Origin of the sequence: Pseudomonas sp. BNK-45 (genome assembly GCF_047456255.1) — a bacterium.
Taxonomy (GTDB): domain Bacteria; phylum Pseudomonadota; class Gammaproteobacteria; order Pseudomonadales; family Pseudomonadaceae; genus Aquipseudomonas.
The window spans coordinates 2720877-2743315 of the sequence record NZ_CP179909.1 but is presented as its reverse complement, the minus strand read 5'-3'; the positions used below and the strand labels follow the sequence as shown (position 1 = coordinate 2743315).

23 protein-coding genes are annotated in these 22439 nt (G+C 60.4%); 9 read left to right on the top strand and 14 right to left on the bottom strand.

What is annotated here, in order from left to right; genetic code table 11:
• Positions 1-2: 2 nt before the first annotated feature.
• The 8 genes from ACMGG8_RS12935 to ACMGG8_RS12900 form a co-directional block, all read right to left on the bottom strand.
• Positions 3-2495 carry a fimbria/pilus outer membrane usher protein gene (locus ACMGG8_RS12935; protein WP_414159667.1) on the bottom strand — a complete coding sequence of 831 codons (2493 nt, stop codon included), beginning with the start codon at positions 2493-2495 and terminating at the stop codon, positions 3-5.
• Positions 2496-2728: 233 nt separating this feature from the next.
• A complete protein-coding gene (locus ACMGG8_RS12930; protein ID WP_414159666.1) occupies positions 2729-3466 on the bottom strand; it encodes a fimbria/pilus periplasmic chaperone in 738 nt (245 codons plus the stop codon).
• Positions 3467-3521: 55 nt separating this feature from the next.
• Positions 3522-4046: a fimbrial protein gene (locus ACMGG8_RS12925; protein WP_148659669.1), complete on the bottom strand. Its 525-nt coding sequence runs from the start codon at positions 4044-4046 to the stop codon at positions 3522-3524.
• A gap of 354 nt (positions 4047-4400) precedes the next feature.
• Positions 4401-6488, bottom strand: a complete 2088-nt coding sequence (locus tag ACMGG8_RS12920) for an LTA synthase family protein (protein WP_060840476.1) — start codon at positions 6486-6488, stop codon at positions 4401-4403.
• Positions 6489-6801: 313 nt separating this feature from the next.
• Positions 6802-6993, bottom strand: a complete 192-nt coding sequence (locus ACMGG8_RS12915) for a PLDc N-terminal domain-containing protein (protein ID WP_060840477.1) — start codon at positions 6991-6993, stop codon at positions 6802-6804.
• A gap of 81 nt (positions 6994-7074) precedes the next feature.
• Complete coding sequence (locus tag ACMGG8_RS12910) at positions 7075-7605, bottom strand: hypothetical protein (RefSeq protein WP_060840478.1); 531 nt, start codon at positions 7603-7605, stop codon at positions 7075-7077.
• Between the two features lie 114 nt (positions 7606-7719).
• On the bottom strand, positions 7720-8238 hold the full coding sequence (locus tag ACMGG8_RS12905) for an ankyrin repeat domain-containing protein (protein WP_108546090.1): 519 nt from the start codon (positions 8236-8238) through the stop codon (positions 7720-7722).
• A 97-nt stretch (positions 8239-8335) separates the two neighbouring features.
• Positions 8336-10174, bottom strand: coding sequence for a long-chain-acyl-CoA synthetase (locus ACMGG8_RS12900; protein ID WP_414159665.1), 1839 nt, complete (start codon positions 10172-10174; stop codon positions 8336-8338).
• 679 nt (positions 10175-10853) lie between these two features.
• Here ACMGG8_RS12900 and ACMGG8_RS12895 point away from each other — a divergent pair.
• The gene (locus ACMGG8_RS12895; RefSeq protein WP_019093389.1) at positions 10854-11132 is read left to right on the top strand and encodes a DUF3509 domain-containing protein; all 279 of its coding nucleotides are present in this window, start codon (positions 10854-10856) and stop codon (positions 11130-11132) included.
• Positions 11133-11201: 69 nt separating this feature from the next.
• Here the strand turns inward: ACMGG8_RS12895 and ACMGG8_RS12890 are convergent, their stop codons facing one another.
• From ACMGG8_RS12890 to aroC, 3 genes are read right to left on the bottom strand one after another with little or no spacing between them, the layout of a single operon-like run.
• On the bottom strand, positions 11202-11747 hold the full coding sequence (locus ACMGG8_RS12890) for a 1,2-dihydroxy-3-keto-5-methylthiopentene dioxygenase (RefSeq protein ID WP_060840482.1): 546 nt from the start codon (positions 11745-11747) through the stop codon (positions 11202-11204).
• A complete protein-coding gene (locus tag ACMGG8_RS12885; protein ID WP_414159935.1) occupies positions 11744-12901 on the bottom strand; it encodes an MFS transporter in 1158 nt (385 codons plus the stop codon). The genes ACMGG8_RS12890 and ACMGG8_RS12885 overlap by 4 nt, the downstream gene beginning before the upstream one ends.
• Positions 12902-12929: 28 nt before the next feature.
• Entirely contained in the window at positions 12930-14021 is a 1092-nt protein-coding gene (gene aroC, locus ACMGG8_RS12880; RefSeq protein ID WP_060844324.1) for a chorismate synthase, read from the bottom strand.
• Positions 14022-14163: 142 nt separating this feature from the next.
• Between aroC and ACMGG8_RS12875 the strand changes: the two genes are divergently transcribed.
• Together ACMGG8_RS12875 and ACMGG8_RS12870 are read left to right on the top strand one after the other, a co-directional pair.
• Positions 14164-15117 (top strand): alpha/beta hydrolase, encoded by a 954-nt coding sequence (locus tag ACMGG8_RS12875; RefSeq protein WP_129406371.1) that lies wholly within the window; start codon positions 14164-14166, stop codon positions 15115-15117.
• A gap of 98 nt (positions 15118-15215) precedes the next feature.
• Positions 15216-16007 (top strand): hypothetical protein, encoded by a 792-nt coding sequence (locus tag ACMGG8_RS12870; RefSeq protein ID WP_060840486.1) that lies wholly within the window; start codon positions 15216-15218, stop codon positions 16005-16007.
• 52 nt (positions 16008-16059) lie between these two features.
• Here ACMGG8_RS12870 and prmB read toward each other — a convergent pair whose 3' ends face one another.
• Positions 16060-16968: a 50S ribosomal protein L3 N(5)-glutamine methyltransferase gene (prmB, locus tag ACMGG8_RS12865; protein ID WP_016962780.1), complete on the bottom strand. Its 909-nt coding sequence runs from the start codon at positions 16966-16968 to the stop codon at positions 16060-16062.
• A gap of 240 nt (positions 16969-17208) precedes the next feature.
• Between prmB and ACMGG8_RS12860 the strand changes: the two genes are divergently transcribed.
• The 5 genes from ACMGG8_RS12860 (at position 17209) to ACMGG8_RS12840 (ending at position 19976) form a co-directional block, all read left to right on the top strand.
• Positions 17209-17799, top strand: a complete 591-nt coding sequence (locus ACMGG8_RS12860) for a cysteine hydrolase family protein (RefSeq protein WP_060840487.1) — start codon at positions 17209-17211, stop codon at positions 17797-17799.
• 129 nt (positions 17800-17928) lie between these two features.
• Positions 17929-18249: a hypothetical protein gene (locus tag ACMGG8_RS12855; protein ID WP_414159664.1), complete on the top strand. Its 321-nt coding sequence runs from the start codon at positions 17929-17931 to the stop codon at positions 18247-18249.
• 74 nt (positions 18250-18323) lie between these two features.
• A complete protein-coding gene (locus ACMGG8_RS12850; RefSeq protein ID WP_060840489.1) occupies positions 18324-18881 on the top strand; it encodes a Smr/MutS family protein in 558 nt (185 codons plus the stop codon).
• 77 nt (positions 18882-18958) lie between these two features.
• Positions 18959-19504 carry a GTP cyclohydrolase I FolE gene (gene folE, locus ACMGG8_RS12845; protein WP_011062625.1) on the top strand — a complete coding sequence of 182 codons (546 nt, stop codon included), beginning with the start codon at positions 18959-18961 and terminating at the stop codon, positions 19502-19504.
• Positions 19505-19604: 100 nt separating this feature from the next.
• Positions 19605-19976 (top strand): glutathione S-transferase N-terminal domain-containing protein, encoded by a 372-nt coding sequence (locus ACMGG8_RS12840; protein WP_060840490.1) that lies wholly within the window; start codon positions 19605-19607, stop codon positions 19974-19976.
• Positions 19977-20032: 56 nt separating this feature from the next.
• Here ACMGG8_RS12840 and ACMGG8_RS12835 read toward each other — a convergent pair whose 3' ends face one another.
• Both ACMGG8_RS12835 and ACMGG8_RS12830 read right to left on the bottom strand, forming a co-directional pair.
• Positions 20033-20635 (bottom strand): glutathione S-transferase family protein, encoded by a 603-nt coding sequence (locus ACMGG8_RS12835; protein ID WP_060840491.1) that lies wholly within the window; start codon positions 20633-20635, stop codon positions 20033-20035.
• A 10-nt stretch (positions 20636-20645) separates the two neighbouring features.
• Positions 20646-21812, bottom strand: coding sequence for a PLP-dependent aminotransferase family protein (locus ACMGG8_RS12830; RefSeq protein WP_414159663.1), 1167 nt, complete (start codon positions 21810-21812; stop codon positions 20646-20648).
• 82 nt (positions 21813-21894) lie between these two features.
• Between ACMGG8_RS12830 and ACMGG8_RS12825 the strand changes: the two genes are divergently transcribed.
• Positions 21895-22338, top strand: coding sequence for a MarR family transcriptional regulator (locus tag ACMGG8_RS12825; protein WP_060840493.1), 444 nt, complete (start codon positions 21895-21897; stop codon positions 22336-22338).
• Positions 22339-22439: the final 101 nt, after the last annotated feature.

Below are 22439 nucleotides of genomic sequence, written 5' to 3'. Positions count from 1 at the left end.
ACCTACCTGTTTAAGATTGCGCCGCCCTTATGGCAGGGCAACTCCAATTGCTGGTAATACTCGTCATTCGAGGAGGGGGCGCTGGGCATACGATAAGAGGCCAGGCAACTCTGCCCTGCCCCCCACTGAATCAACAACTGGCCCTGACCTTCCAACCCCCGAACAAAGGCTCGGCCGCCCTGTCCGACCTGCGTCAACACCTCCCCATTGACACCGAGAACTTGCGCGCCCAAGGGAATCATCTGGCCATCATCGCGTACCAGTTTGAGCAGCACGGCCGTCCCCACCACGGTCGGATAACGCAACATGACCACCGCCCCCGCACGCGGAGCTGTCTGTTGCGAGGTCATCTCCAACTCGACATCCCGGGAAGTGCCCTTAGGGTCCAGGGCCATATCGTTGCGTCGATAAGGAGTAAGTCCGGTCACGACTGCATAACCGTTATCAGCGATCCGCGTGTTGGCGTTACTCAGGACCTGGGCGCCCTTGGCCCCGGCGGCTTCGAGCACGGCCATGGTTTCGCCCTGCCCCGAGGTGGCGTTGATGCCGCCCGGGTGGGCGACCAGGGTGCCTTGCATGGCGAAGCTGGCTTGCTGATAGTTCTGGCCACGGCTGGCGCTCAGGTTGTAGTTGGCATGGGCCGCGTCATAACGCAGGTTGCCGCCATAGTTGCTGTTGCTTTGCCCCGCATAACGATCACGTGAACCGTAGAGGCTGTAACCGACCTGGGCGTTTTCGCCGAGACTGCCACTCAAGGAGCTATTGACGCCGTGATTGCCGCTGCCGTCGTAGTTGATGGACGAGCTCAGGTAGGGTGAATAGCGGCTGCGTCCCAGAGGCAAACTGATACTGAGCAGGTATTGATTGTCCATGCTGCCCCCTCCGCTGCGGGTGCGGGCGGCGCTGAAACTGAAACTTCCCCAGCTGTAACTGTTGGAGTACCCCACCTGATAGCTCAGATCCCGCCCCTGATCGCGACGCCAGTAATCCTGCGCCAGAGCGGAAAAGTTCAGCTGCCCCATGCGCTCGCCTATCGGCTGACTCAGGCTCAACTGCAGCCGACTGCGTTGCTTGAACGACCGGTCTTGCGACGGGCTGTCCCGCAGGCGAGCGTACTCGTCGAAGTTCAGATAACCCTCACTGGAGAACCGATAGGCCGCCACGCTGAAGTTGGTGGCAGTGGTTTCAATCAGCTTGTTGTACGACAAGCGCAGGCTGCGACCACTGAGTTGCGTGGGGCCGTCAGCCTCTGAATCGTTCAAGCCCGAGGCCTGGGAATGGGTCAGATCCAGCGCCACCGCTCCCAGGGAAGTGCTCAAGGCCACGCCGCCCTGCCAGGCCCGATAATCCTGAGCCAGGATACTGCCGCCATAACCGGTCCACAGATTGGACAAGCCGTACTGATAGGTTCCCTGGACAAAACCGGGCAGCGTATCCAGGCTGTCATCGCGGTAGCGTCCGGCACTCAGGCTGAAGCGCGAACTGCCGGGCCGCAGTAACTGGGCCATCGAGGCATAGGGCACCACAAAACTTTTGGTCCGCCCATCGGCTTCGGTGATGGTGACATTGAGGTCACCGGCGTAGCCCGCGCTGTTCAGGTCATCGATGGCAAACGGCCCCGGGGGCACCGTAGTTTCATGCAACAGGTTCTGGCCCTGACGCACGCTGACCTTGGCGGTGGTATCGGCGACGCCACGCACCACGGGCGCAAACCCACGCATCGAATCAGGCAACATGCGCTCATCGCTGCGCAGTTGTACGCCGGTAAAGGAAAAGCTGTCGAACAGATTGCCGGGGGTATAGAACTCCCCCAAGGTCAGCTGGGCCTGGGCTGCGGTGATATCGCGCTGCACATAGCTGCTCAAGGCGTTGTACTGGCTGCGACCGCCGGAACCTGACTGATCGTCATAACTGTAGGAGCCATTGTGTCGCAGGCGCCATTGGCCCAGGTTGAGCCCCGTATTGAGGCCGCTATAAAACTGGCGACTGCGCTGTCCGTTGCTACGGTTCTCGGACAGGTTGTTGCTGTAGCCGAGAAAGCCTGCATTGACCCCCGCATCCCACTCTTTGGACGACACATAACCGCGCTGGGTCCGGCTCAGGTACAACTGAGGAATGGACAGATCAGCGCGCAAGTCGGCCATGTCCACTTCCAGGCGCCCCTGAGGCACCATTTCGTCGGGCCCCAGGCACTCGGCGGCTCGGGCCCGGTTGGCCTGGTCCTCGGGCAGCCGGGTGAAATCAACGCCCAGTTGCTCCAGCAAAGCGGGTGGCAGGCAGGGCTCGACCCTTGAACCATCGGCCACGGTCCTGAGCAGAATCTCTTGAGTCCCAACCCGGTTTTGATTGAGATACACGTCAAGGCGATAAGTCCCGGGCGTCAGCGGATTACCTTGCTCATACCTGGACAGGTCCAGCGTTTCTCCACGACTGCTGCCAAAGAACGCCGGATTGAAACGAATCGGTTCGTCAGCCACGCTGACATCAATAACCATCCACGATCCGATCAGCGTCATGCTGCCCAGAATAAAACCATCACGCACAACCAAACATTTTCTAGAGCAAGCAAGTACGCAACTCATAACTAACGACAACTTTTTTGACAAAGCACTCATCTAACCTGCCCGAACAGTCAGTACGATGGGTCAATGACGAAAATACCGAGGCAAATGCCTCGGCACGAACATTAAGAAAGGGATAAAACCAATAACTTTCCTGGAGCACTTTACTATTGAAGCTTGGCCTCAACGCGCATATTGGTTCCAAAATCGTTGATCCATTCGTACATCACACCCACCCCGACATCCGAGGCTTTGGGTGTTTGTTCAAAAACAAAATCAGCAGATGATTTTGGAGCGACCATATGACTTTTTACTGTTAGAGCCCGACCATTGTTGAGCTTTAACTCAACCGACTTGAAAGACACATGAAAGGCTCCATCATTGTGCACCTGCAAGACAGTGCCCTTGCCAGACCTGGATAAATTCCAGCGCAGTTTCTCCGCACTTTCAGTGGAACTTCCCGGAAGATCCGCAGGGCGGAAAAACAACTTCAGACGCGTACGAAACGCCAGTTGCATGTGATTGCCGACCTGCGCACTCGCCAGTGGGGGTACATCCAGCACATTGAGCCAGAACACCGACTCACGATCCTTGGGCAAATGAGTTGACGGTATAAAGGCAATCCGCAGCGACTGCCCCTTGTCGGGATCGATCCGCACCATGGGCGGCGTCACCATGAAAGGTGTATCCACCTCATCAGGCTTGGCATCGACGCGGCCATCGTCGATCCAGGTCTGTACCAGCGCTGCTTGTTGCCCCTGATTGCTCAGCCTGAGAGAAACCTCGCGCTCCTTGGCTGGATAGACAATTCGCGTGGCATCAACCACCACGCTGGCCTGGACGGAGAGAGAGCACAGCAAAATAGCGATACAAGTGATCAAACGCGAAAAGAAACAACAAAACATGGGCTCTATCGCTCACAGGATTAAGCCTTGAAGCTCAGGCTTCAAGGCTTTGATTTCACTCGTAGACAAGGTCAAAGGTTAGTTCGGCTTTAACATCCCCTGCTGTCACCGGGACATCACCTGCCAAGTACCGAGCAGCTAGTACGAATTGCGCGGCATTTGCACTTACAGACAGAGGCGCAAAAAAGGGCTTACTAATAGAATCGAGCATTAGATCAATAGGTTTACTTTCATGATCAAGCAGTTGAATCATAGCCGTGGAACCATCGGGAACACTGTTTTTAAGGGCGCCTGTTTTATGGTCAACTTTAGAAAAATCAGGACTAAACATTCCTTTCAACTTAGTGCCATCACACCCCGACACGCTGATAAAAAAGACCTTTTCACCTGCGTAACCACCTGGTTCTTTAAGAGCCTCGGTACTAACAGGGTTCATTCCAATTTCATTAAGTCCGTCCACTTGACATGTTGTGGGCACGACCTTCCCCTCAAACTTCAACAGCACATCATATGCAAAAGCACTGTTTGCCGCGAAGAGTAGAGCCGATACAACACCAGCCGCCAAACGAAACTTTTTCATTTAACTCTCCCTTTAACCATCATCATGGCGTACTACCCAGCACCCCATTTAATAATCAATGCTACGTTCCAGGTCTGGAGTTTTGCGTGTATCAGTCCAGACCGAAGCGGATGCGATCATTACAGTCTGTTGTATTGGCTAACATCAGATGAATCCTAAAATCCAAGAAATTTCCCATTTAAACGCGAGAAATCGACTAATCACCGAGAAACTTTTCCCAAGAAGAACGGGAAATACCTCAAGACAAATCAATGGCCTCATCTGTCGACAGGCAAAAAAAAACACCCCATCAGGGGTGTTTTCTTTCTCAGCAAGGTCTTGCCAACGCTCTACAAGCGCCGACAAGTCCAAGGGTCAATCCGGCTTGCCGTTGACCACGCCGGCGGTGTTGTCGATCAGGCTCTTGGTCGCCGTCTGCAGGAAGGATTCCAGCTTCTGCTTGAGCTGAGCCTCATCGGCGGCTCCGGAAATCAGCTCGCCTCCGGGTGCTGCACCCAGTTCGTACTTGTACAGCCTGGGCGGCATTTCCTTGGGCAGGACCAGCACCCGATCCGCCGTCAACAGCGCCACGGTCTGATCGCTACCCGACGGCTTGATCACGCCAAAGCCCTTGTCGCCTTCGGGCAGGTTGAGCAGGTCACGCCCCCAGCACTGGTGCAACACATCACCACCGAGGCGGCCCATGATGGTCGGCACGATATCGATCTGCGTGCCCACGGTGTGGTCGCGCTGACCGAACTTCTCCTGGATACCGGGTGCGATCATCAGCATCGGCACGTTGAAACGGCCCAGGTCCATTTCCGTGATCTGTTGCTCATTGCCAAAACCGTGGTCGCCGACCACGACAAACAGCGTTTCCTTGAAGTACGGCTCCTTGCGCGCCTTCTCGAAGAACTGGCCCAGCGCCCAGTCGGAGTAGCGCATGGCGGTCAGGTGCTCGTTGAGGCTGCCACGGTCGGTGACCTTCTCCACGGGCAATGGTGTCGGCAACGCATAGGGGGTGTGGTTGGACAGGGTTTGCAGCAGGGCGTAGAACGGCCCCTTGCCATCACGGGCCTTCAACTCTTCCAGGCCCCGGTTGAACATGTCCTGGTCGGACACACCCCAGGTCGGGTCGGAGAACACCGGATTGACGAAGTCATTGCGGCCGACGAAGTTGGTCATGCCCTGGTTGCCAAAGAACCCCGACTGGTTGTCCCAGGCGAAATCACCGTTATAGACATACACATCGTCGTACTTGCGGGCGCTGAGCAGCTGCGGCAAGCCGGACAGCTTGTGGCTGCCTTCCGGGGTCTGCATCAGGTACTCGAAGCCCGGCAGGTTGGGGAAGCAAGCCATGGTGGCGAACATGCCCTGGTGGGTATGGGTGCCGTTGGAGAAGAAGCGATCGAACAGCAGGCCTTCCTTCGACAGCTTGTCGAAATAAGGGGTGATCTGACCCGGACGCTCCAGAGCACCGACCGAGTGCCCGGCGAAGCTTTCCATCAGGATCACCACGACGTTCTTGATCGGCAGGGTCTTGTCCGCATCCGGGCTGTAGTTACGGCGCACGGCGGCGATGTCCGCATCCACCAGCTTGTCGTTCGGCACCAGCAGCATGTCGCGTACGGTCTGCTGGGCCAATGGCTGAGGCAGGGTCGCCTTCCAGATATTGTTGCGGTCTTCGGACAGGCGATCCTTGGCGGCCGCCATCAACTGCAGAGTGCCGTTGAGGCCCAGCTGGTTGGCGAAGTTCGACTCGGTGGTGTAGACGTCGCCCCAACGCATGGGCGGGCCCTGCCGCAGCGTGCCACGGGCGGCGACCACACAGATCAGCAGGCAGACCACGAACACCGCGATGCGCGCATACCAGGGCGCAATCTGCCGCGTACCGACATTGCCTCCGCTGAACGGGCCACGGGGCCGAGTGGCGCGGTCAGCGCCCTTGAATGCCAGGCTGAGAATCCAGGTCCCCACAGCCCAGGCCAGCAGGTAGCGAACCACCGGGAAACCGTACCAGAGCATGCTCATCACGGTTTTCGGATCTTCTTTCACATACTGAAAGACCAAGCCGTTGAGGCGCTGGTGGAATTCACGGTAGAAGTCCATCTCCATCAGGCCGAGGAACAGCGCGATGCTGGAAGTCACCGTCAGCCAGAAGCGCAACAGTCCGCGCGCCGCCATGGCCCGGGCACTGGTCAGCGCCAGGATCAGCGGAACGCTGAGATAGACCACCAGCCGCAGGTCAAAACGCAGCCCATTGGCGAACGCCTCAAGGAAGGTCGAAGCCGGGGTGTCGAGAATCATCTCGCGGTTGTAGATCAGCAGCGCAACGCGCAACAAAGAGAGCATCACCATCACGACCAGCGCACACAGCAGCGTGTAGGCCAGATGGGATTTAACGGTCGGTTGCAGCAGGCGATTCGAGGATCGCTGCTGACTCAGGGCATCCGAGTTTGCCATGTCGTTTTAGGACCCATTGGAAGTTTAAGTTGCAAAGAAAAAGCGGCGTTCTGCCCTCTTTTTGTCGCCAGGGCGACGGGGATTACGCGGTGCGCAGATGTTGCACGATCACTGAAGGCATTGCCATTGATTAGTGGGCACTACCGACCAGCCCACCTCCTACGGCTCTGGAACAACAGATGGCGGGGATTGACACCAGGGGAAAAACGCCGGCGAATTGTCTTTGAGGCTTTGTGAAAATTTCGTTCAACGCATGTTTAGTCACACAAAAAGGGCCTGACGGCCCTTTTCTTCATCTTGCAACCTTCACGGGTCAGAGCCGCACATTGCCTCGCGGCCCGGCAATGGCCCAGATGATCAACCCCAAAACCGGCAGGAAGATGATCAACAGCACCCACAGGATCTTCATCCCGGTTTCGGCGCCACTTTTCAGCACGTTGATGATGGCCCAGATATCCAGGGCCAGAATGATCAGGCCAATCAGGCCATTGAAGGTGGAACCCATGGTGTCGCTCCCAAATGATGGTGTGCCTCCTTAGGATAGCCGCCCACCTTCGGGGTTCCCCTGTATTGCACGGAGACCCGCTCAGACGTGCACGGCAATCTTCAGCGCTTCCAGGGCCGGCGCCGCGGCGATCCCGACCTCGGCACACAGCTCAAGCACTCGCGGCAGGTCATGGCCGTAGACCAGCACCATCTGCAGCTCGTCATCGAGCAACTGGCTGAAATTCATCAGCACATAGCCGCCGTTTTCCGGGTTCATGCTGCCCATCTGGATCTGGATGCGGTTCAAGGCCGTCAGGGCTTCGATCTTCGCCAGCTGCTTGGGCTTGATGTTGAAAGGCACGTCCTTGCCGAAGGAAGCGACGATCTGTGCAAACAGATCGACATAAGTGTCGGCCTGAAACAGCACGGTATCGGGCAAGCTGCCGACCACCACCCACTCGCCCAGGGGAATGGGGAAGCTGTCGTCATAGTTGATGTCCGGGTTGGCCGCCAGGAACGCCTGGGGATCGGCGTAGGCCTGGGCCGCTTCGTCGGCGATCTGCTGGATCTCGGCGTCGCCCATGCACCCGGAGCTGATTTTGCTGATGAGTTCGATAAGGGCGGTTTTCATGGGCACATCCTGCAGGCAAGGAAATTCGAGGGCGCGAAGGATAGCCTAAAGTGGGCGGCCAGACCTACGCCTGTGAGGCGCACCCGGCGCCCTCGCCCCTCGGGCCTTGACGGCTCAGGCCAGGAGTTTTTCCAGCTGTGCGGCGGTGTCCACCGCGCCCATGGTCCTGGCGGCTTCCAGGGCACTGACACCATTGCTGTCGCGCGCCTTGGGATCGGCGCCCTGGCTGATCAGGTAGGTGACGATTTCGCAGCGGTTGAACATCGCCGCCATCATCAACGCGGTACGCCCGTCAAAGGACGAACCTTCCACTTGCGCGCCGCCCTCCACCAAGGCCTTGACTACCGCCAGGTCGCCCTTGAAGGCAGCGCCGGCTATCGGGCTCTGGCCATTGTCGTTGCGAATCTCGGGGTCGGCGTTGTGCTTGAGCAGCACCTGCACGGCCTCGACATGCCCGTGATAGGCGGCCAGCATCAGCAAGGTGTCGCCCTTGTGGTTGCGCAGGTTGACCGGCAGGCCACTGGCCGCCAGCTTGTCGAGCATCTGTGCGTCACCCTGACGGGCCACGTTGAATACCTGTTCGACAAACTGGGCGGCCTCTTCTTCAGTCATCTGGCGGCTTTTGTCGGTCATCGGAAACTCCAGGTTCGGCAAATCGGAAAGGCGCTAGTGTCCCCAAGCCGGCCGCGGCCTGTCATCCCTTTTTTCCCAAGAAGCGCCATAGACACAATCAATAACGCAGGCGTCCGGCCTGAATGTCCGCCAGAATCGGCGGGGTCAGCCGCACGTAAGTGTCCGACCCCGGCAACCAGGCATAGATCGGATCATCGGCCACCTGCTCCAGGTCGAATGCCTGCTCCTTGAGGCGGCTTTTCTGATATTTGAACGTGCCGGTGGTGTCCATCTTCACCTTGATCCGCAGAAACAGCGGCACGGCATACGCCGGCATCTGCTGCCGGGCAAATTGCAACAATTCGCCGAAATCCAGGGTCGCCAGGGACTCCGCGGGCGTGATCGCCACCATCCCCGCCCGGCCGTTGGTGTTATGGATTTCAACGCCATAGGCCACCACTTCGGCAATCTGTGGATGCCCCAGGAGAATGTTCTCCACCTCGGTGGTGGAAACGTTCTCGCCCTTCCAGCGATAGGTGTCCCCCAGCCGATCGACGAACTGCACATGGCCAAACCCGATGTCGCGCAGCAAGTCACCGGTGTTGAAGTAGCAATCGCCCTTCTCGAACACATCCTTGAGGATCACCTTGAGGTTCTTTTCCGGATCGGTGTAGCCATCCAGCGGCGCCTTGTCGTCGATCTTCGCCAATAGCAGGCCCTGGCCGCCCTTGGCCACCTTCTGCATGAAGCCCTGGCTGTTGCGCAATGGCGCCCCGGTGTCGTGGGCATATTCCACCAACGCCCAGGGAATCAGGGAAAACCCCACCGTGTTGTCGAAGTTGAGGATATTGCTGAAGCCGATATTGCCGTCGCTGGCCGCGTACAGCTCACAGACATGTCCGACGCCGAAGCGCTGCTTGAACTCGCTCCAGACTCCCGGCCGCAGGCCGTTGCCGATCATCTTAAACACACCATGCTCGGTGTCCTGCGCACTGCCTGGCTGATCGATCAGGTAGCGACACAGCTCACCGACGTAGCCCAGGGTCGTCGCCTTGTAGCGACGCGCATCGTCCCAGAACTGACTGGCGCTGAACTTGCGGCGAATGGCGAATCCCGACGCCCCGGTGATGGCCGAGCCCCAGCACACGCACAACCCGGTGGCGTGATACAGCGGCAAGGTGCAATACACCACGTCGTCGGGTTGCATATCCAGGGCGATGGTGCCGAAACCGGCGGATGTGCGCATCCAGCGCCCATGCTTGAAGATCCCCGCCTTGGGCAGGCCCGTAGTGCCGGAGGTATAGATATAGAAGCAGGGGTCATTGAAGAAGATCTGCTGAGTCTGCTGCAGATTGTCGGCGGGATAACCGGCACTCTCGCCCATCAGGTTGAGCATCCCGTCCGGGGCAGTGCCCGGATCGGCGAAGGTGTCCTGATCGGCCACGAACCAGGTGCGCTGCGGGTCGATCCCCACCTGCTCGCGCACCGCCCCGTAGGCCGCCAGCAACTCACCGCCCAGCATGATCCCCGCCGGCCTCACCAACTCCAGGCTATGCGCCAGCACGCTGTGGGTCTGGGCCGTGTTGAGCATCGCGCAGATCCCCCCGAGCTTGGCCACCGCCAGCACCGTGACCAGCAGTTCCGGGCGGTTCTCGATGAAGATTGCCAGCACATCGCCCTTGCCGATGCCTCGATCCTGCAGGTACGCGGCGATACGGTTGGCCCACTGATTGACCTGGGAATAGCTGAGGATCCGATCGCCATACAACAAGGCCGGCCCATCGGGATTGCGCCGGGTCGCCTGCTCGAAGCTCCAGCCCAGGCCACAGGCCTGATCAGGCTTGTCGATATTTCCCGCCCTGACGCCGCGCACCACTCGCGGCAGCGCCCTGGCAATCGAAGGCAGCTTACGCAGCATCATGCCCCAGGTGATCATGTCGCTCTTGTGCTTGTTCATGCGTGCTCCGGTTCGAAGACAACAGTCTGTGCCCCGACCAGACGGGTCGGGCGTGACAAGGGCCGGAACAGGGCTCAACCGGGCGCCGCGCCCCGGGTGTCGGCAACGGGCAAGCAGGGACGGTGGATGGCTCCCGGGGCGGGACAGAGAAAGGACAAGCGCGGCGCTGCTGACAGCACCGGCATCGATGCGGTGGGACCGTTCATGGAGTGCGTCCTGGTATTTTTATTATCTGGCGGGCTGGATCGCCAAGATCGCGCCCCACCATTCCATGTCGCAGAAACGCCTCTCAACGGTCTTCGGCAAGGTGCCAAGGCCGACTTGAAACGGCGTGACTGGCTGGAAAATACGTCAGCCGTCGCGAGACTGTACACGGGGTTTTTGCAAACTTTTGTATCTCTACGGCGGGATTCGGCAGAGGCCTGAAACCTTGCATCAGCGATTGAATTTTCCGCCCCAGCCTGTGGTCACACCTCTGTACCTACGCCCGCCCTGCCCCGCCGCCAACCTGCAAAATGCAGGATGCACGATGGCCTTTCATGCAATTTGCACGAATCAGGATTTCAATGAAAAATATAACTAATTGATTTAAAAGGATTTTTAAAAATATCAATACTGGCACAATCGCTGCACCTATCCGTTCACGCTTGCCCTTCAAGAGCTAACGGAGCTGATAGACATGAGCCTGATCCAAGAAAAATTCTCCTCCCTGTTCTCCAACTTCGAAGTCACCACCCAGCCTCGTCCCGACGGCGGCATCCTGCTGACCCTGCGCAACAGCGAAGGCAAACAGTTCAAGCGTTCGATTTCCTACGCGCAGCTGCATGCCGCCGACCAACTGTCCTGGGTCATCAGCGCGATTCGTCGGGATCTGGCCGAACAGGCCAGTGAGCTGCCTCAGATTTCCATGCTGCAAAGCCAGAACCGCTTCGCCCTGCCGACCTACCACAGCGCGTAAGCCTGCTGCCATGGTTCGACTGGCCGGCCCACGTTGCGTGGGCCGGCCTGTGGTCGTTGTTCCCCGCGCCTAGTCGTCCAGCCGCGGGAACTGGCTGGCGATGGGATCGCCGGTCGGATTGGCAACCCAGCCTTGCGGGTTATTGAATAGGCGGATGGCCACCAGATTCGGCTCCTCGCCCATATCGAACCAATGCGCAGTGCCCGCAGGCAGCGAGATCAGGTCATTTCTTTCGCAGAGCACGGCATAGACGTAGTCGTCGATGTGCAGGGAAAACAGACCGCGTCCGGCCACGAAAAATCGCACTTCATCCTCGCCATGACGATGTTCGTCGAGAAAGCTGGCGCGCAGCTCGGCTTTCTGTGGGTGGTCGCGGTTGAGGCTGATCACGTCGACGCTGAGATACCCCTGCTCGGTCATCAACCGGTCGATCTGCTCGCGATAGGCGTCGATCACCTCTTGCTGGCTGGCGCCCGGCACGATGCGGGTGGTGGCCGGCCAGCGCTCGAAGCGAATGCCCTGCTCGGCCAGGGTCGCCGCGATATCGTCGAAATGGGTCAGAACCTTGTTTGGCAGGTCCGGGCTGGATACGTGGTAGACGGACAGGCTGCTCATGACGGCAACTCCTCTTGCATGCGGGTGGCAATGATAACGGCTGCGGCCATGGCGGCGACGCTGGCAATACTAAAGGTCAATGTGGCGCCCAGGACGTTCCAGCTGTAGCCGGCATACAAGGCCCCCAGCGCACCACCGGTTCCGGCCAGGGCGGCATACAACGCCTGCCCCTGACCTTGCTGGCGCGCACCGAAACTGCGTTGGACAAAATGAATGGCCGCGGCGTGAAAACTGCCGAAGGTGGCCGCGTGCAGCACCTGCGCCAACAACAGCACCCCGAGATACTCCGCCAGACTGCCCAGCAGCAACCAGCGCAGCGCCGCCAACAGAAAACTCGCCAACAGCACTCGACGCACGGAAAACCGCGCGAGAATCCGGCTCATGGCCAGGAACATCAGCACCTCGGCCACCACTCCCAGGGCCCAGAGCATGCCGATCAGGCCGCGGGTATAGCCCAAACGTTCCAGGTGCAGAGTCAGGAAGGTGTAATACGGCCCGTGGCTCATCTGCATCAGCGCCACGCACAGGTAGAACGCCAGCACACCGGGACCGCGCAACTGCTGGAGAAAGCCGTCCCCGGCCAGACGCGGCCCCTGGACCACGGGACGGGCATTGGGCACCCACAGGCTGCTGAGCACGATCCCCGCCATGATCATCACCAGCGCCACGGGATAGATTTCCAGGCTCAGCCACTCGAACAGGCGGCCCATCGCGACCACCGTAAGGATGAAACCGATGGAGCCCCAGAGACGGATCTGGCTGTAGCGAGAGGCCTGCCCTTGCAGATGCGCCAGGGTAATCACCTCGAACTGTGGCAGGACCGCATGCCAGAAAAAGGCATGCAGCGCCATGACCATCGCCAGCCAGGCGTAGCTCTTGCTGACGAAGATCAGGGAGAAACAGACCAGGGTACAGAACGCGCCAAAACGCACGATTGCCAGGCGCCGGCCGGTGTAATCACCGAGCCAGCCCCACAGGTTGGGCGCCACGCAACGCATGAGCATGGGAATGGCTACCAGCTCGCCGATCCGCGCGCTGGAAAAACCCAAATGATCGAAATACAACGCCAGGAACGGCGCGGTCGACCCCAGCAGGGCGAAGTAGAACAGGTAGAAACTGGAAAGCCGCCAGTACGGCAGCGCCGCCCCGGCCATCAGGCCGTGGCGACTGGCAGAACCGCCATTACAGCTGACCCAGTACCGGCGTGCTGACGCGCACGTCGGCATTCTGGCCGCGGTGACGCAGCAGGTGATCCATCAGCACGATGGCCATCATCGCTTCAGCGATCGGCGTGGCGCGAATGCCCACGCAGGGGTCATGGCGGCCCTTGGTGATCACGTCCAGCGGGTTGCCATCGATGTCGATCGAGCGCCCGGGCGTGGTGATGCTGGACGTCGGCTTGAGAGCCAGGTGGGCGATGATCGGCTGCCCCGAGGAAATGCCCCCCAGAATGCCGCCGGCGTTATTGCTGAGGAACCCTTGCGGGGTCAGTTCATCGCGGTGCTCGGTCCCGCGCTGGGCGACGCAGGCGAAACCGGCGCCGATTTCCACGCCCTTGACCGCATTGATGCTCATCAACGCATGGGCCAGCTCGGCATCCAGACGATCGAAGATCGGCTCGCCCAGGCCCGGCATCACGCCTTCGGCCACCACGGTGATCTTGGCTCCCACCGAATCCTGATCTCGACGCAACTGGTCCATGTAGGCTTCAAGCTCCGGAACCTTGTCCGGATCGGGACTGAAGAAGGCGTTGTCCTGCACCGAATCCCAGGTCTTGAAGGGAATCTCGATCGGCCCCAGCTGGCTCATGTAGCCGCGGATCACGATGCCCTGAGTGGCCAGGTATTTCTTGGCAATGGCTCCGGCCGCCACGCGCATGGCGGTTTCCCGCGCCGAGCTGCGACCGCCGCCACGGTAGTCGCGAATGCCGTACTTGTGGTGGTAGGTGTAGTCGGCGTGAGCCGGACGGAACAGATCCTTGATCGCCGAATAGTCCTTGGACTTCTGGTCGGTGTTGCGGATCAGCAGGCCAATGGCGCAGCCCGTGGTCTTGCCCTCGAACACTCCGGAAAGGATCTCGACCTCGTCGGGCTCCTGGCGCTGGGTGGTGTGCCGACTGGTGCCGGGCTTGCGCCGGTCCAGATCACGCTGCAGATCCTCCAGGGACAGCTCAAGACCCGGCGGGCAGCCGTCGACAATGGCGACCAACGCCGGGCCATGGCTTTCGCCCGCGGTGGTGACAGTGAACAGCTTGCCGTAGGTATTGCCGGACATGCGGGGAGCTCCGTGAAATCAGCCGAAATAACTCAATCAGGATTACTGAAGGGCGCAAGTATACGCAGGCTACCCAACTAGTTCATCCTCGAACCTTCTGCCGCTGCCTGAGTCCAACTGGCACCTTATCCATGATGGCGTGATGATGCTGCGAGCCCTTCTCTTGAGCCTTTCCCTGTTCACCGGCCTGGTCCAGGCGACCGTCCTGCAACGCCCCGTCAGCCTGGACACCGGCCACGGCGAGCTGTATGGCTCGTTGCTGCTGCCCAAGTCCGAGCAACCCGTGCCGGTGGTGCTGATCATTTCCGGCTCGGGCCCCACCGACCGCGACGGCAACAATCCCGACGGCGGACGCAACGACAGCCTCAAGCGCCTGGCCTGGGTCCTGGCCAAGCACAACATTGCCAGCGTGCGCTACGACAAGCGCGGTGTGGCGGCCAGTCTCGCGGCGACCCCGGACGAACGCAACCTGACGCTCGATGCCTACGTGGCCGACGCCGTGGCCTGGGGCAAGAAGCTCAAGGCCGACCCGCGCCTGGGCCAACTGATTGTGCTGGGCCACAGCGAGGGGGCGCTGATCGCCAGCCTCGCCGCACCGCAACTGGATGCCGCGGGGGTGATATCCATCTCCGGCACCGCCCGGCCCGTGGATCAGGTCCTGCGCCAGCAATTGAGTTATCGCCTGCCACCCGCACTGATGGTGCGCAGCAATGAACTGCTGGACAGCCTCAAGGCCGGCCAGGTGGACAGCGATGTGCCGCCGGCCCTGCAAGTGATCTTCCGCCCCAGCGTACAGCCCTATCTGATCACCCTGTTTCGCGAAGACCCGGCCGCCGCCTTCGCTCGCCTGAAAATGCCGGCGCTGATCATTCAGGGCAGCAACGACATCCAGGTCAGCGTCGACGACGCCCGGGTGCTCAAGGCGGCGAAACCCGACGCCCAACTGACCCTGATCGACGGCATGAACCACGTCATGCGTATCGTGCCCAACGATCTCAAGCGCCAACTGGCGTCCTACAGGGACCCGCAACTGCCCCTGGCGGCAGAACTGGGCCGGTCGATCATCAGTTTTATTGACGGACTTCACACCCGTTAGGCTGTTTTTACCCTCCAGTCCTGAAAAAAACGGCCGATAAGTCTTTGCCGGCCGTTCGATTGCTGTCGGCGCGCAGCGATTGGACAGGACTTGCCCTTATGACTGATACCCCGAATTCACCCGCCTCCGAGCAGGAAGCCGTCGCCCCGGAAGCGCCGCCGTTGCCGTGGGCGGACGTTCAGGCCGAACATCACAAGATGCTGCGCCTGGCGCCCCTGAAGACCGATCGCGCCACCGGCGTGCGGCCTTTGCGCTTTGTCGAGTTCGGTTATGCCGAACGCAACAACAAAGAGCACAGCCTGCTGCGCATGACGATCCGCCTGCCCGGTCAGCGGGTGCGCAAGGAACAGAATCACCTGGATGTCTGGGTGGAGCACGAGACCCGCCGGGTGTACTTCGAGCCCGAGGGTGGGCTGCAGATCGAACCGCTGAACCGCGGCATCGGGCGCTTCCTGCTGGCCCAGGCCGCGCAGTGGGCGCAAAAGAAGTGGCCGCATTACCGGGTGGACGGCTTCGACCTCGGCAACAAGGAGGCCCTCAACGAAGACACTCGCCTGCGTCGCGATCATGTGTTGCGCACCCAGGGCTTCGACGTGGTGTATGCCGACGCCCAGCACCTCAAGGGCAGCGTCAAGGATGTCCAGGCAGGCGAGCTGCTGAGCCAGTGGAACACCGAGAAGCTGCAGTTCGTGGAAATACTGGAAGCGGCGCAGATGCTCCAGCAGGCCGAACAGAACCTGGAAGAGCTGGAAGTCAATCTGCGCAAGCAGGAAGAGAAAGTCACCAAGTACAAACGTGAAGACACCGGCCTGCGCTTCACCATCACCTGCCTGGTGGCCTTCGCGGTATTCCAGGCGGGGCTGCTGATCTGGATTGCGACGCACCGCTGAGTCGCATCCTGCTGACGGCTCAAGGCCCGCATCACGCGGGCCGGCCCATCACTCAAACGCGAGAAGCAAACAGCGCCTGATGCTCGCGGCACTGCTCTGCCGTGAGCATGAACACGCCATGACCACCGCGCTCGAAGTCGAGCCAGGCAAAATCCACTTCCGGATAAAGCGCCTCGACGTGAACCTGGCTGTTGCCCACTTCGACGATCAGCAGTCCCTTCTCGGTCAGATGATCGGCAGCTTCGGCGAGCATGCGGCGCACCAGGTTCAGGCCATCGTCGCCACAAGCCAGGCCCAGCTCGGGTTCATGCTGGTACTCGTCCGGCATGTCGGCAAAGTCTTCGGCATCGACATAGGGCGGGTTGGACACGATCAAGTCGAAGCGCTGCCCCGGCAAGCCATCGAAGCCATCGCCCTGAACGGTAAACACTCGCTCGTCGACGCCGTGCCGCTCGATGTTCTGATTGGCCACTTCCAGCGCTTCGAAGGACAGGTCCGCCAGCACCACTTCGGCGTCGCGGAATTCGTAGGCGCAGGCGATACCGATGCAACCGGAGCCGGTGCACAGGTCGAGAATCCGCGCCGGCTCGTTGCCCAGCCAGGGTTCAAAGCGTTTTTCGATCAGTTCGCCGATAGGGGAACGGGGAATCAGCACCCGCTCATCGACGATGAACGACATGCCGCAGAACCAGGCCTCGCCCAACAGGTAGGCGGTGGGCACCCGCTCTTCGATACGGCGCTTGAGCAGGTGCTGCAGGTGGGCCAGTTCGTCCTCTTCCAAAGCGCAGTCCAGATAGCTGTCGGCAATTTCCCAAGGCAGGTGCAAGGCACCGAGCACCAGTTGGCGGGCCTCGTCCCAGGCATTGTCGGTGCCATGGCCGAAGAACAGATCCTCCCCATGAAAGCGGCTGACAGCCCAGCGGATATGGTCGCGCAAGGTGCGCAGGCGGGAAGTGATCACGGGACAGACTCCTGACAAAACGACCGGCAATACTACCAGCCAAAACGCCCGCCGACGACGAATGAAAAACCGCAGTCAGGCAATCGTCCGCCGCGCAGGTTTTGCCGCTCAAGGGCCAATACCTTGCCCCTCTTGACAAGGCTGCAGGCCAACAACGGCGCACCTTACGTTAGTAGCGATTCACAGAAGCGCTCTGCCAGAGGACAATGTCGCAAAAGCCCCACTCACAGGAGCCCCAGAATGTCCGTTCCAAAGACGATGTTTCAACTCAGCGGTCGTGGTTACGCCGCGGCCAATTTGAGCCACGCGACCCTTGTGATCATCGACGCCCAGAAAGAGTACCTCAGCGGTCCCCTGGCCCTGTCCGGCATGGACGCGGCCGTAGCCAATATTCGTCAACTGCTGGTGGCGGCCCGGGCGGCCGGCCGGCCTATCGTGCATGTGCGCCACCTCGGCACCGTCGGTGGTCTGTTCGACCCCCAGGGCGAGCGCGGCGAGTTCATCCCCGGCCTTGAGCCGCAAGGCGACGAAACCATCATCGGCAAGCTGTTGCCCAGCGCCTTCCATGGCACCGAACTGGAAAAACGCCTGCAAGACCTCGGTTCCCTGGACCTGATCGTGGCCGGTTTCATGAGCCACTCCAGTGTCAGCACCACCGTGCGGGCAGCCAAGAACCTGGGGTTCCGCTGCACCCTGGTGGAAGACGCCTGTGCCACCCGCGACCTGCCCTACAAGGGCGGCATCCTCAGTGCCGAGCATGTTCAGCAGACCGAAATGGCGATCATGGCCGACAACTTCGCCACCCTCGCCCAGACCGCAAGCCTGATCTGATCAGCCCTGGTGAGCGGCTGGCGGGCCGCTCATCCATAAACGCCTCGCATTTGCAGCAATTGCCTTAGCCTCAGGAACCACCCGGTCAACTCCCGGTCGAAGGGCCGATACCCATTGAGGAAGGTCGGAATGAAGATATCCGATGGTTTTGACGCACGCCGGTTGCGGCCCAGAAGCCCGCGGAACTGGCGATTGCGCCTGGGGGCGGGATTCTCCGCGTTGCTGGCGACATTCGGCATACTGCTGGCGATGGCAGGTGCGGCCAGCCTGCTGGGCCGCGCTCCGGCACTGGGAGAACTCAATGCCAGCCCGGCCGGGTCGGCGGTGATTCTGGCGGTTGGCCTGTTACTGCTGTATGTCGGCGTTCGCCTGTGGCGGCGTTGCCGGCGGCGCATGCGCCAGCCCCTGGCACTGAACATGGCGCCACACCTGATGAAAAAACACGACTGACGAATCTGCGCGCGATTTGCGCGCCAGAAGGTGTACCGAGTTGGGTAAACTAGCCGCCCTTCGCGGAGGCTGACATGCAAGACGACGATTTTTCCCTGTTCAAAAACGAGATCCGCGGCGTCAAGCCGATCAAGCACGATCGTGCCGACACAGGCAAACCCAAGGCTGACCGCGCGCAGATCGCCAAGCTGCGCCAGGCCGCCACCGTGCGCAGCGAAACCACTACGGTGGATGGGCTGTCCGATCAGTTCGTCATCGATGTAGGACCGGAAGATGAGCTGATGTGGGCCCGCGACGGGGTCCAGGAAAGCCAGATGCGCAAGCTGAAAATCGGCCAGATCCCCTTCGAAGGCAGCCTCGACCTGCACGGCATGACGGTGGAAAAGGCCCGGGAAACCCTCTGGGCATTTCTTGCCGAGGCCACCCGTTTCGAGATCCGCTGCGTGCGCGTCACCCACGGCAAGGCCGTGCGCCTGGACGGCAAGCGCCCGATGATCAAGAGCCACGTCAACACCTGGCTGCGCCAACATCCACAGGTGCTGGGCTTCACTTCGTGCCAGGCCAAACACGGCGGCACCGGTGCGCTTTACGTGATGCTCAAACGCACCATGATGGAAGGCCGTGACGAATAAAGCCGCTGCATCACGCTTGCAGCGTCGTGTCCGCCACCGTACCCTTGCCCTTTGCGTAAAATCCCACAGGTAGTTTCATGTCTCTGGAACAGAATTACACCGCGATCCTCGGCCAACTGGGCGAGGACGTCTCCCGCGAGGGCCTGCTCGACACGCCCAAGCGTGCCGCCAAAGCCATGCAGTACCTTTGCCGCGGTTATGCCCAAACCCTGGAAGAGGTCACCAACGGTGCCTTGTTCAGCTCCGACAACAGCGAAATGGTGCTGGTCAAGGACATCGAGCTCTACTCGCTGTGCGAGCACCACCTGCTGCCGTTTATCGGCAAGGCGCACGTCGCCTACATTCCCAGCGGCAAGGTTCTGGGACTGTCGAAAGTGGCGCGCATCGTCGACATGTATGCCCGTCGCCTGCAGATCCAGGAAAACCTCAGCCGGCAGATCGCCGACGCCGTCCAGCAAGTGACCGGTGCCCTGGGCGTCGCCGTGGTGATCGAGGCCAAGCACATGTGCATGATGATGCGCGGTGTGGAGAAGCAGAACTCGTCGATGATCACCTCGGTGATGCTGGGTGAGTTCCGCGAGAATGCGGCGACCCGCAGCGAGTTCCTCAGCCTGATCAAGTGACAGGCGGCAGACAAGAAACCGGCGATGTTCGCCGGTTTTTTTTCGCCCGGCAAAATCAGGTAAGCTGCCGCCCCTTCATTCATGGGCAAGAGGCAATACCGTGATCGTCAAAGCGCTGCGAGTCGGCCTGGGTCAACTCATCATTTTCATCGACTTCATCACCCGTCCGCGCAAGCAGAAGCGCACAGCTGCTGCTCAGGCGAACGTCGAAGCGGCCGCCAAGGGCCTGACCCTGTATCAATTCCACGCCTGCCCGTTCTGCGTGAAGACCCGCCGCACCCTGCACCGCCTGAACGTGCCGGTGGCCCTGCGCGACGCCAAGAACAACGAGCAGGATCGCCAGACCCTGCTGGAACAGGGCGGCAAGATCAAGGTGCCGTGCCTGCGGATCGAAGAAAACGGCCAGACCACCTGGATGTACGAATCCAAGGTGATCATCGATTACCTGAACCAGCGCTTCTCCGCGGCCTGAGGCCCTTCCCCGGGACGATGCCGTCCCGGGTCAGTTGCAGATCCTGCCAGGTCCGTTCAATCGAACATCCCGACATGCCGCGGATGGCTCTGCACTCGCTGGATCCAGGCCTGGATCCCCGGGTATCGGGCCAGGTCGAAGCCGCCTTCATGGGCTACGTGGGTGTAGGCATAGAGCGCGATATCGGCAATCGAATAGTGCTCGCCCACCAGGTAAGGCGTGCGGCTCAGCTGCTTTTCCATCACATCCAGTGCCTTGTAGCCACGCTTGTGCAACTTCAGGTATTCCTCCCGACGCTCTTCGGGCAAGCCTTCGTAGACTTGGATAAAACGCGCCACGGCGATATAGGGCTCATGGCTGTATTGCTCGAAGAATTGCCACTGCAGAACCTGGGTACGCAGGCGCGGTTCGCTGGGCAGGAACTCGCTGCCATCGGCGAGAAAGTTGAGAATCGCGTTGGACTCCCACAGACAAGTGCCGTCTTCCAGTTCCAGCACCGGAATCTTGCCGTTGGGATTTTTCGCCAGGAAAGCCTCGGTCTGGGTATCGCCTCCGAGAATGTCCACCGCCTGCCATTCATAGGGCAGCCCCAGCAAATTGAGCATCAGCTTGATCTTGTAGCAGTTGCCCGAACGGTAATCGCCATAAACCTTGTACATGGCCCTCCCCTTAGGCTGCCTGTGCAGCCTGTGCTTGACGTATCACGGTGGCCAGCCGCTTGAGGCCTTCGTCCAGACGCGCCGGATCGATATGGCTGAAATTCAGCCGCAGATGCCCATGATTGCGCTCCGGTTCAGAGAAGAACGGTTCGCCGGGCATAAAAGTCACGTCCTGCTCCAACGCCGACTTGAGCAAAGTGCGGGTATCCAGGGGCTGTTTCAAGCTCAACCAGAAAAACAGACCGCCCTCGGGCACCTGCCAATCCGCCAGATCGGCGAAATGACTCTGCAATGCCACCTGGAAAGCATCCCGTCGCTGGCGGTAGAAACTGCGCAGCGCGTCCAGGTGCTCCTGGAACTGCCGGCTGCCGATCCATTGCATGGCTTGCCACTGGCCGACGCGGTTGGTGTGCAGGTCAGCAGACTGTTTCAGACGCAACAGGTGGGGAAACAGGTCCGGACTGGCAATCAGGTAGCCGACCCGCAATCCCGGGAGCAAGGTTTTCGACACCGTGCCGGTGTAGATCCAGCTGGCCTTCTGCAGACGACTGACAATCGGCGTGGCACTGCCACCATCGAAAGTCAGTTCGCGATAGGGCTCGTCCTCGATCAGGGTGACCCCGAACTCGTCCAGCAACGCCGCCACGGCGGCGCGCTTGCTCTCGCTATAGCGCACCGCCGATGGGTTCTGGAAGGTCGGAATCAGGTAGACGAAGGCCGGACGATGCTGTTCCAGGTTCGCCCGCATCTGCGCCAAGTCCGGACCGTCAGCCTCCAGGGGCAACGTCAGGCAATCGGCACCGAACAGCTGGAAGATCTGCAGGGCCGCCAGATAGGTCGGGGCCTCCAGCATGATCTGCGTGCCCTTGTCGATGTAGAGCTTGGCCGCCAGATCGAGGGTCTGCTGGGAGCCGCTGACCACCAGGACCTGGCTCGCCTCGCAGGCTACACCCAGCTTGCGCGCCTCGGCAGCCAGGGCCTCTCGCAACTGCGGCTCGCCTTCACTCATGCCGTACTGCCCCATGGACAGCGGCATGTCTTGCCACTGCACCTTGGGCAGCATCACTTCGGCCGGCAGGCCTCCAGCGAACGACATCACTTCCGGGCGCTGGGCCGCTGCCAGGATTTCACGGATCAGGGAGCTTTTGAGGCGCGATACACGTTCGGAGAAAGCCATGGAGATCACCGCTAGCGAAGGAGGGAGAAAATACGTCAAACTGCTTGACCAAAATTACGCCGACTCTCGCAGATACGTCAATATGCTTGACCTTAAAAACCCGACCTCGCAACAGGCCGCCATGGAGGCCTTCTTCTTTGGCTATCAGGCCTTCACCGCCAAGGCCGACGAAATGCTCGAACGCCGTGGCCTGAGTCGCGTGCACCAACGCATCGTGTTCTTCATCGCGCGCTACCCGGGGCTGAGCGTGAAAGAGCTGCTCAACCTGCTGGGTGTGAGCAAGCAGGCGTTGAACACGCCCTTGCGCCAACTCATGGAAATGCACCTGGTGGACAGCGTCGCCCCGGACAGCGACAAACGAAAACGCCTGCTGCAGTTGAGCGCCGATGGTGCGCGTTTCGAACAAGCCTTGCGCCGCGAGCAGGTCAAGCTGCTGCAACGCGCGTTCAGCGAAGCTGGAGAAAGCGCCGTCGACGGCTGGCTGGCGGTGAACCAGGCCCTGGCCGGAAAAACCGCAGACCTCTGATCCTGCCCTCCCTCGCCGTCCGCTCGGGCGGCGTCTATCGCACACGCACGACGGTCGGCCCCTGGGCATAAGCGGGGGCCGGTATATAGCCACGCCCTCAG

Bases quoted from the DNA above. Each gene is read 5' to 3' on its own strand.
- ACMGG8_RS12935 (WP_414159667.1), bottom strand. From the start codon at position 2,495: ATGGTTATTGATGTCAGCGTGGCTGACGAACCGATTCGTTTCAATCCG.
- ACMGG8_RS12930 (WP_414159666.1), bottom strand. From the start codon at position 3,466: ATGTTTTGTTGTTTCTTTTCGCGTTTGATCACTTGTATCGCTATTTTG.
- ACMGG8_RS12925 (WP_148659669.1), bottom strand. From the start codon at position 4,046: ATGAAAAAGTTTCGTTTGGCGGCTGGTGTTGTATCGGCTCTACTCTTC.
- ACMGG8_RS12920 (WP_060840476.1), bottom strand. From the start codon at position 6,488: ATGGCAAACTCGGATGCCCTGAGTCAGCAGCGATCCTCGAATCGCCTG.
- ACMGG8_RS12915 (WP_060840477.1), bottom strand. From the start codon at position 6,993: ATGGGTTCCACCTTCAATGGCCTGATTGGCCTGATCATTCTGGCCCTG.
- ACMGG8_RS12910 (WP_060840478.1), bottom strand. From the start codon at position 7,605: ATGAAAACCGCCCTTATCGAACTCATCAGCAAAATCAGCTCCGGGTGC.
- ACMGG8_RS12905 (WP_108546090.1), bottom strand. From the start codon at position 8,238: ATGACCGACAAAAGCCGCCAGATGACTGAAGAAGAGGCCGCCCAGTTT.
- ACMGG8_RS12900 (WP_414159665.1), bottom strand. From the start codon at position 10,174: ATGAACAAGCACAAGAGCGACATGATCACCTGGGGCATGATGCTGCGT.
- ACMGG8_RS12895 (WP_019093389.1), top strand. From the start codon at position 10,854: ATGAGCCTGATCCAAGAAAAATTCTCCTCCCTGTTCTCCAACTTCGAA.
- ACMGG8_RS12890 (WP_060840482.1), bottom strand. From the start codon at position 11,747: ATGAGCAGCCTGTCCGTCTACCACGTATCCAGCCCGGACCTGCCAAAC.
- ACMGG8_RS12885 (WP_414159935.1), bottom strand. From the start codon at position 12,901: ATGGCCGGGGCGGCGCTGCCGTACTGGCGGCTTTCCAGTTTCTACCTG.
- aroC (WP_060844324.1), bottom strand. From the start codon at position 14,021: ATGTCCGGCAATACCTACGGCAAGCTGTTCACTGTCACCACCGCGGGC.
- ACMGG8_RS12875 (WP_129406371.1), top strand. From the start codon at position 14,164: ATGATGCTGCGAGCCCTTCTCTTGAGCCTTTCCCTGTTCACCGGCCTG.
- ACMGG8_RS12870 (WP_060840486.1), top strand. From the start codon at position 15,216: ATGACTGATACCCCGAATTCACCCGCCTCCGAGCAGGAAGCCGTCGCC.
- ACMGG8_RS12860 (WP_060840487.1), top strand. From the start codon at position 17,209: ATGTCCGTTCCAAAGACGATGTTTCAACTCAGCGGTCGTGGTTACGCC.
- ACMGG8_RS12855 (WP_414159664.1), top strand. From the start codon at position 17,929: ATGAAGATATCCGATGGTTTTGACGCACGCCGGTTGCGGCCCAGAAGC.
- ACMGG8_RS12850 (WP_060840489.1), top strand. From the start codon at position 18,324: ATGCAAGACGACGATTTTTCCCTGTTCAAAAACGAGATCCGCGGCGTC.
- folE (WP_011062625.1), top strand. From the start codon at position 18,959: ATGTCTCTGGAACAGAATTACACCGCGATCCTCGGCCAACTGGGCGAG.
- ACMGG8_RS12835 (WP_060840491.1), bottom strand. From the start codon at position 20,635: ATGTACAAGGTTTATGGCGATTACCGTTCGGGCAACTGCTACAAGATC.
- ACMGG8_RS12830 (WP_414159663.1), bottom strand. From the start codon at position 21,812: ATGGCTTTCTCCGAACGTGTATCGCGCCTCAAAAGCTCCCTGATCCGT.
- ACMGG8_RS12825 (WP_060840493.1), top strand. From the start codon at position 21,895: ATGCTTGACCTTAAAAACCCGACCTCGCAACAGGCCGCCATGGAGGCC.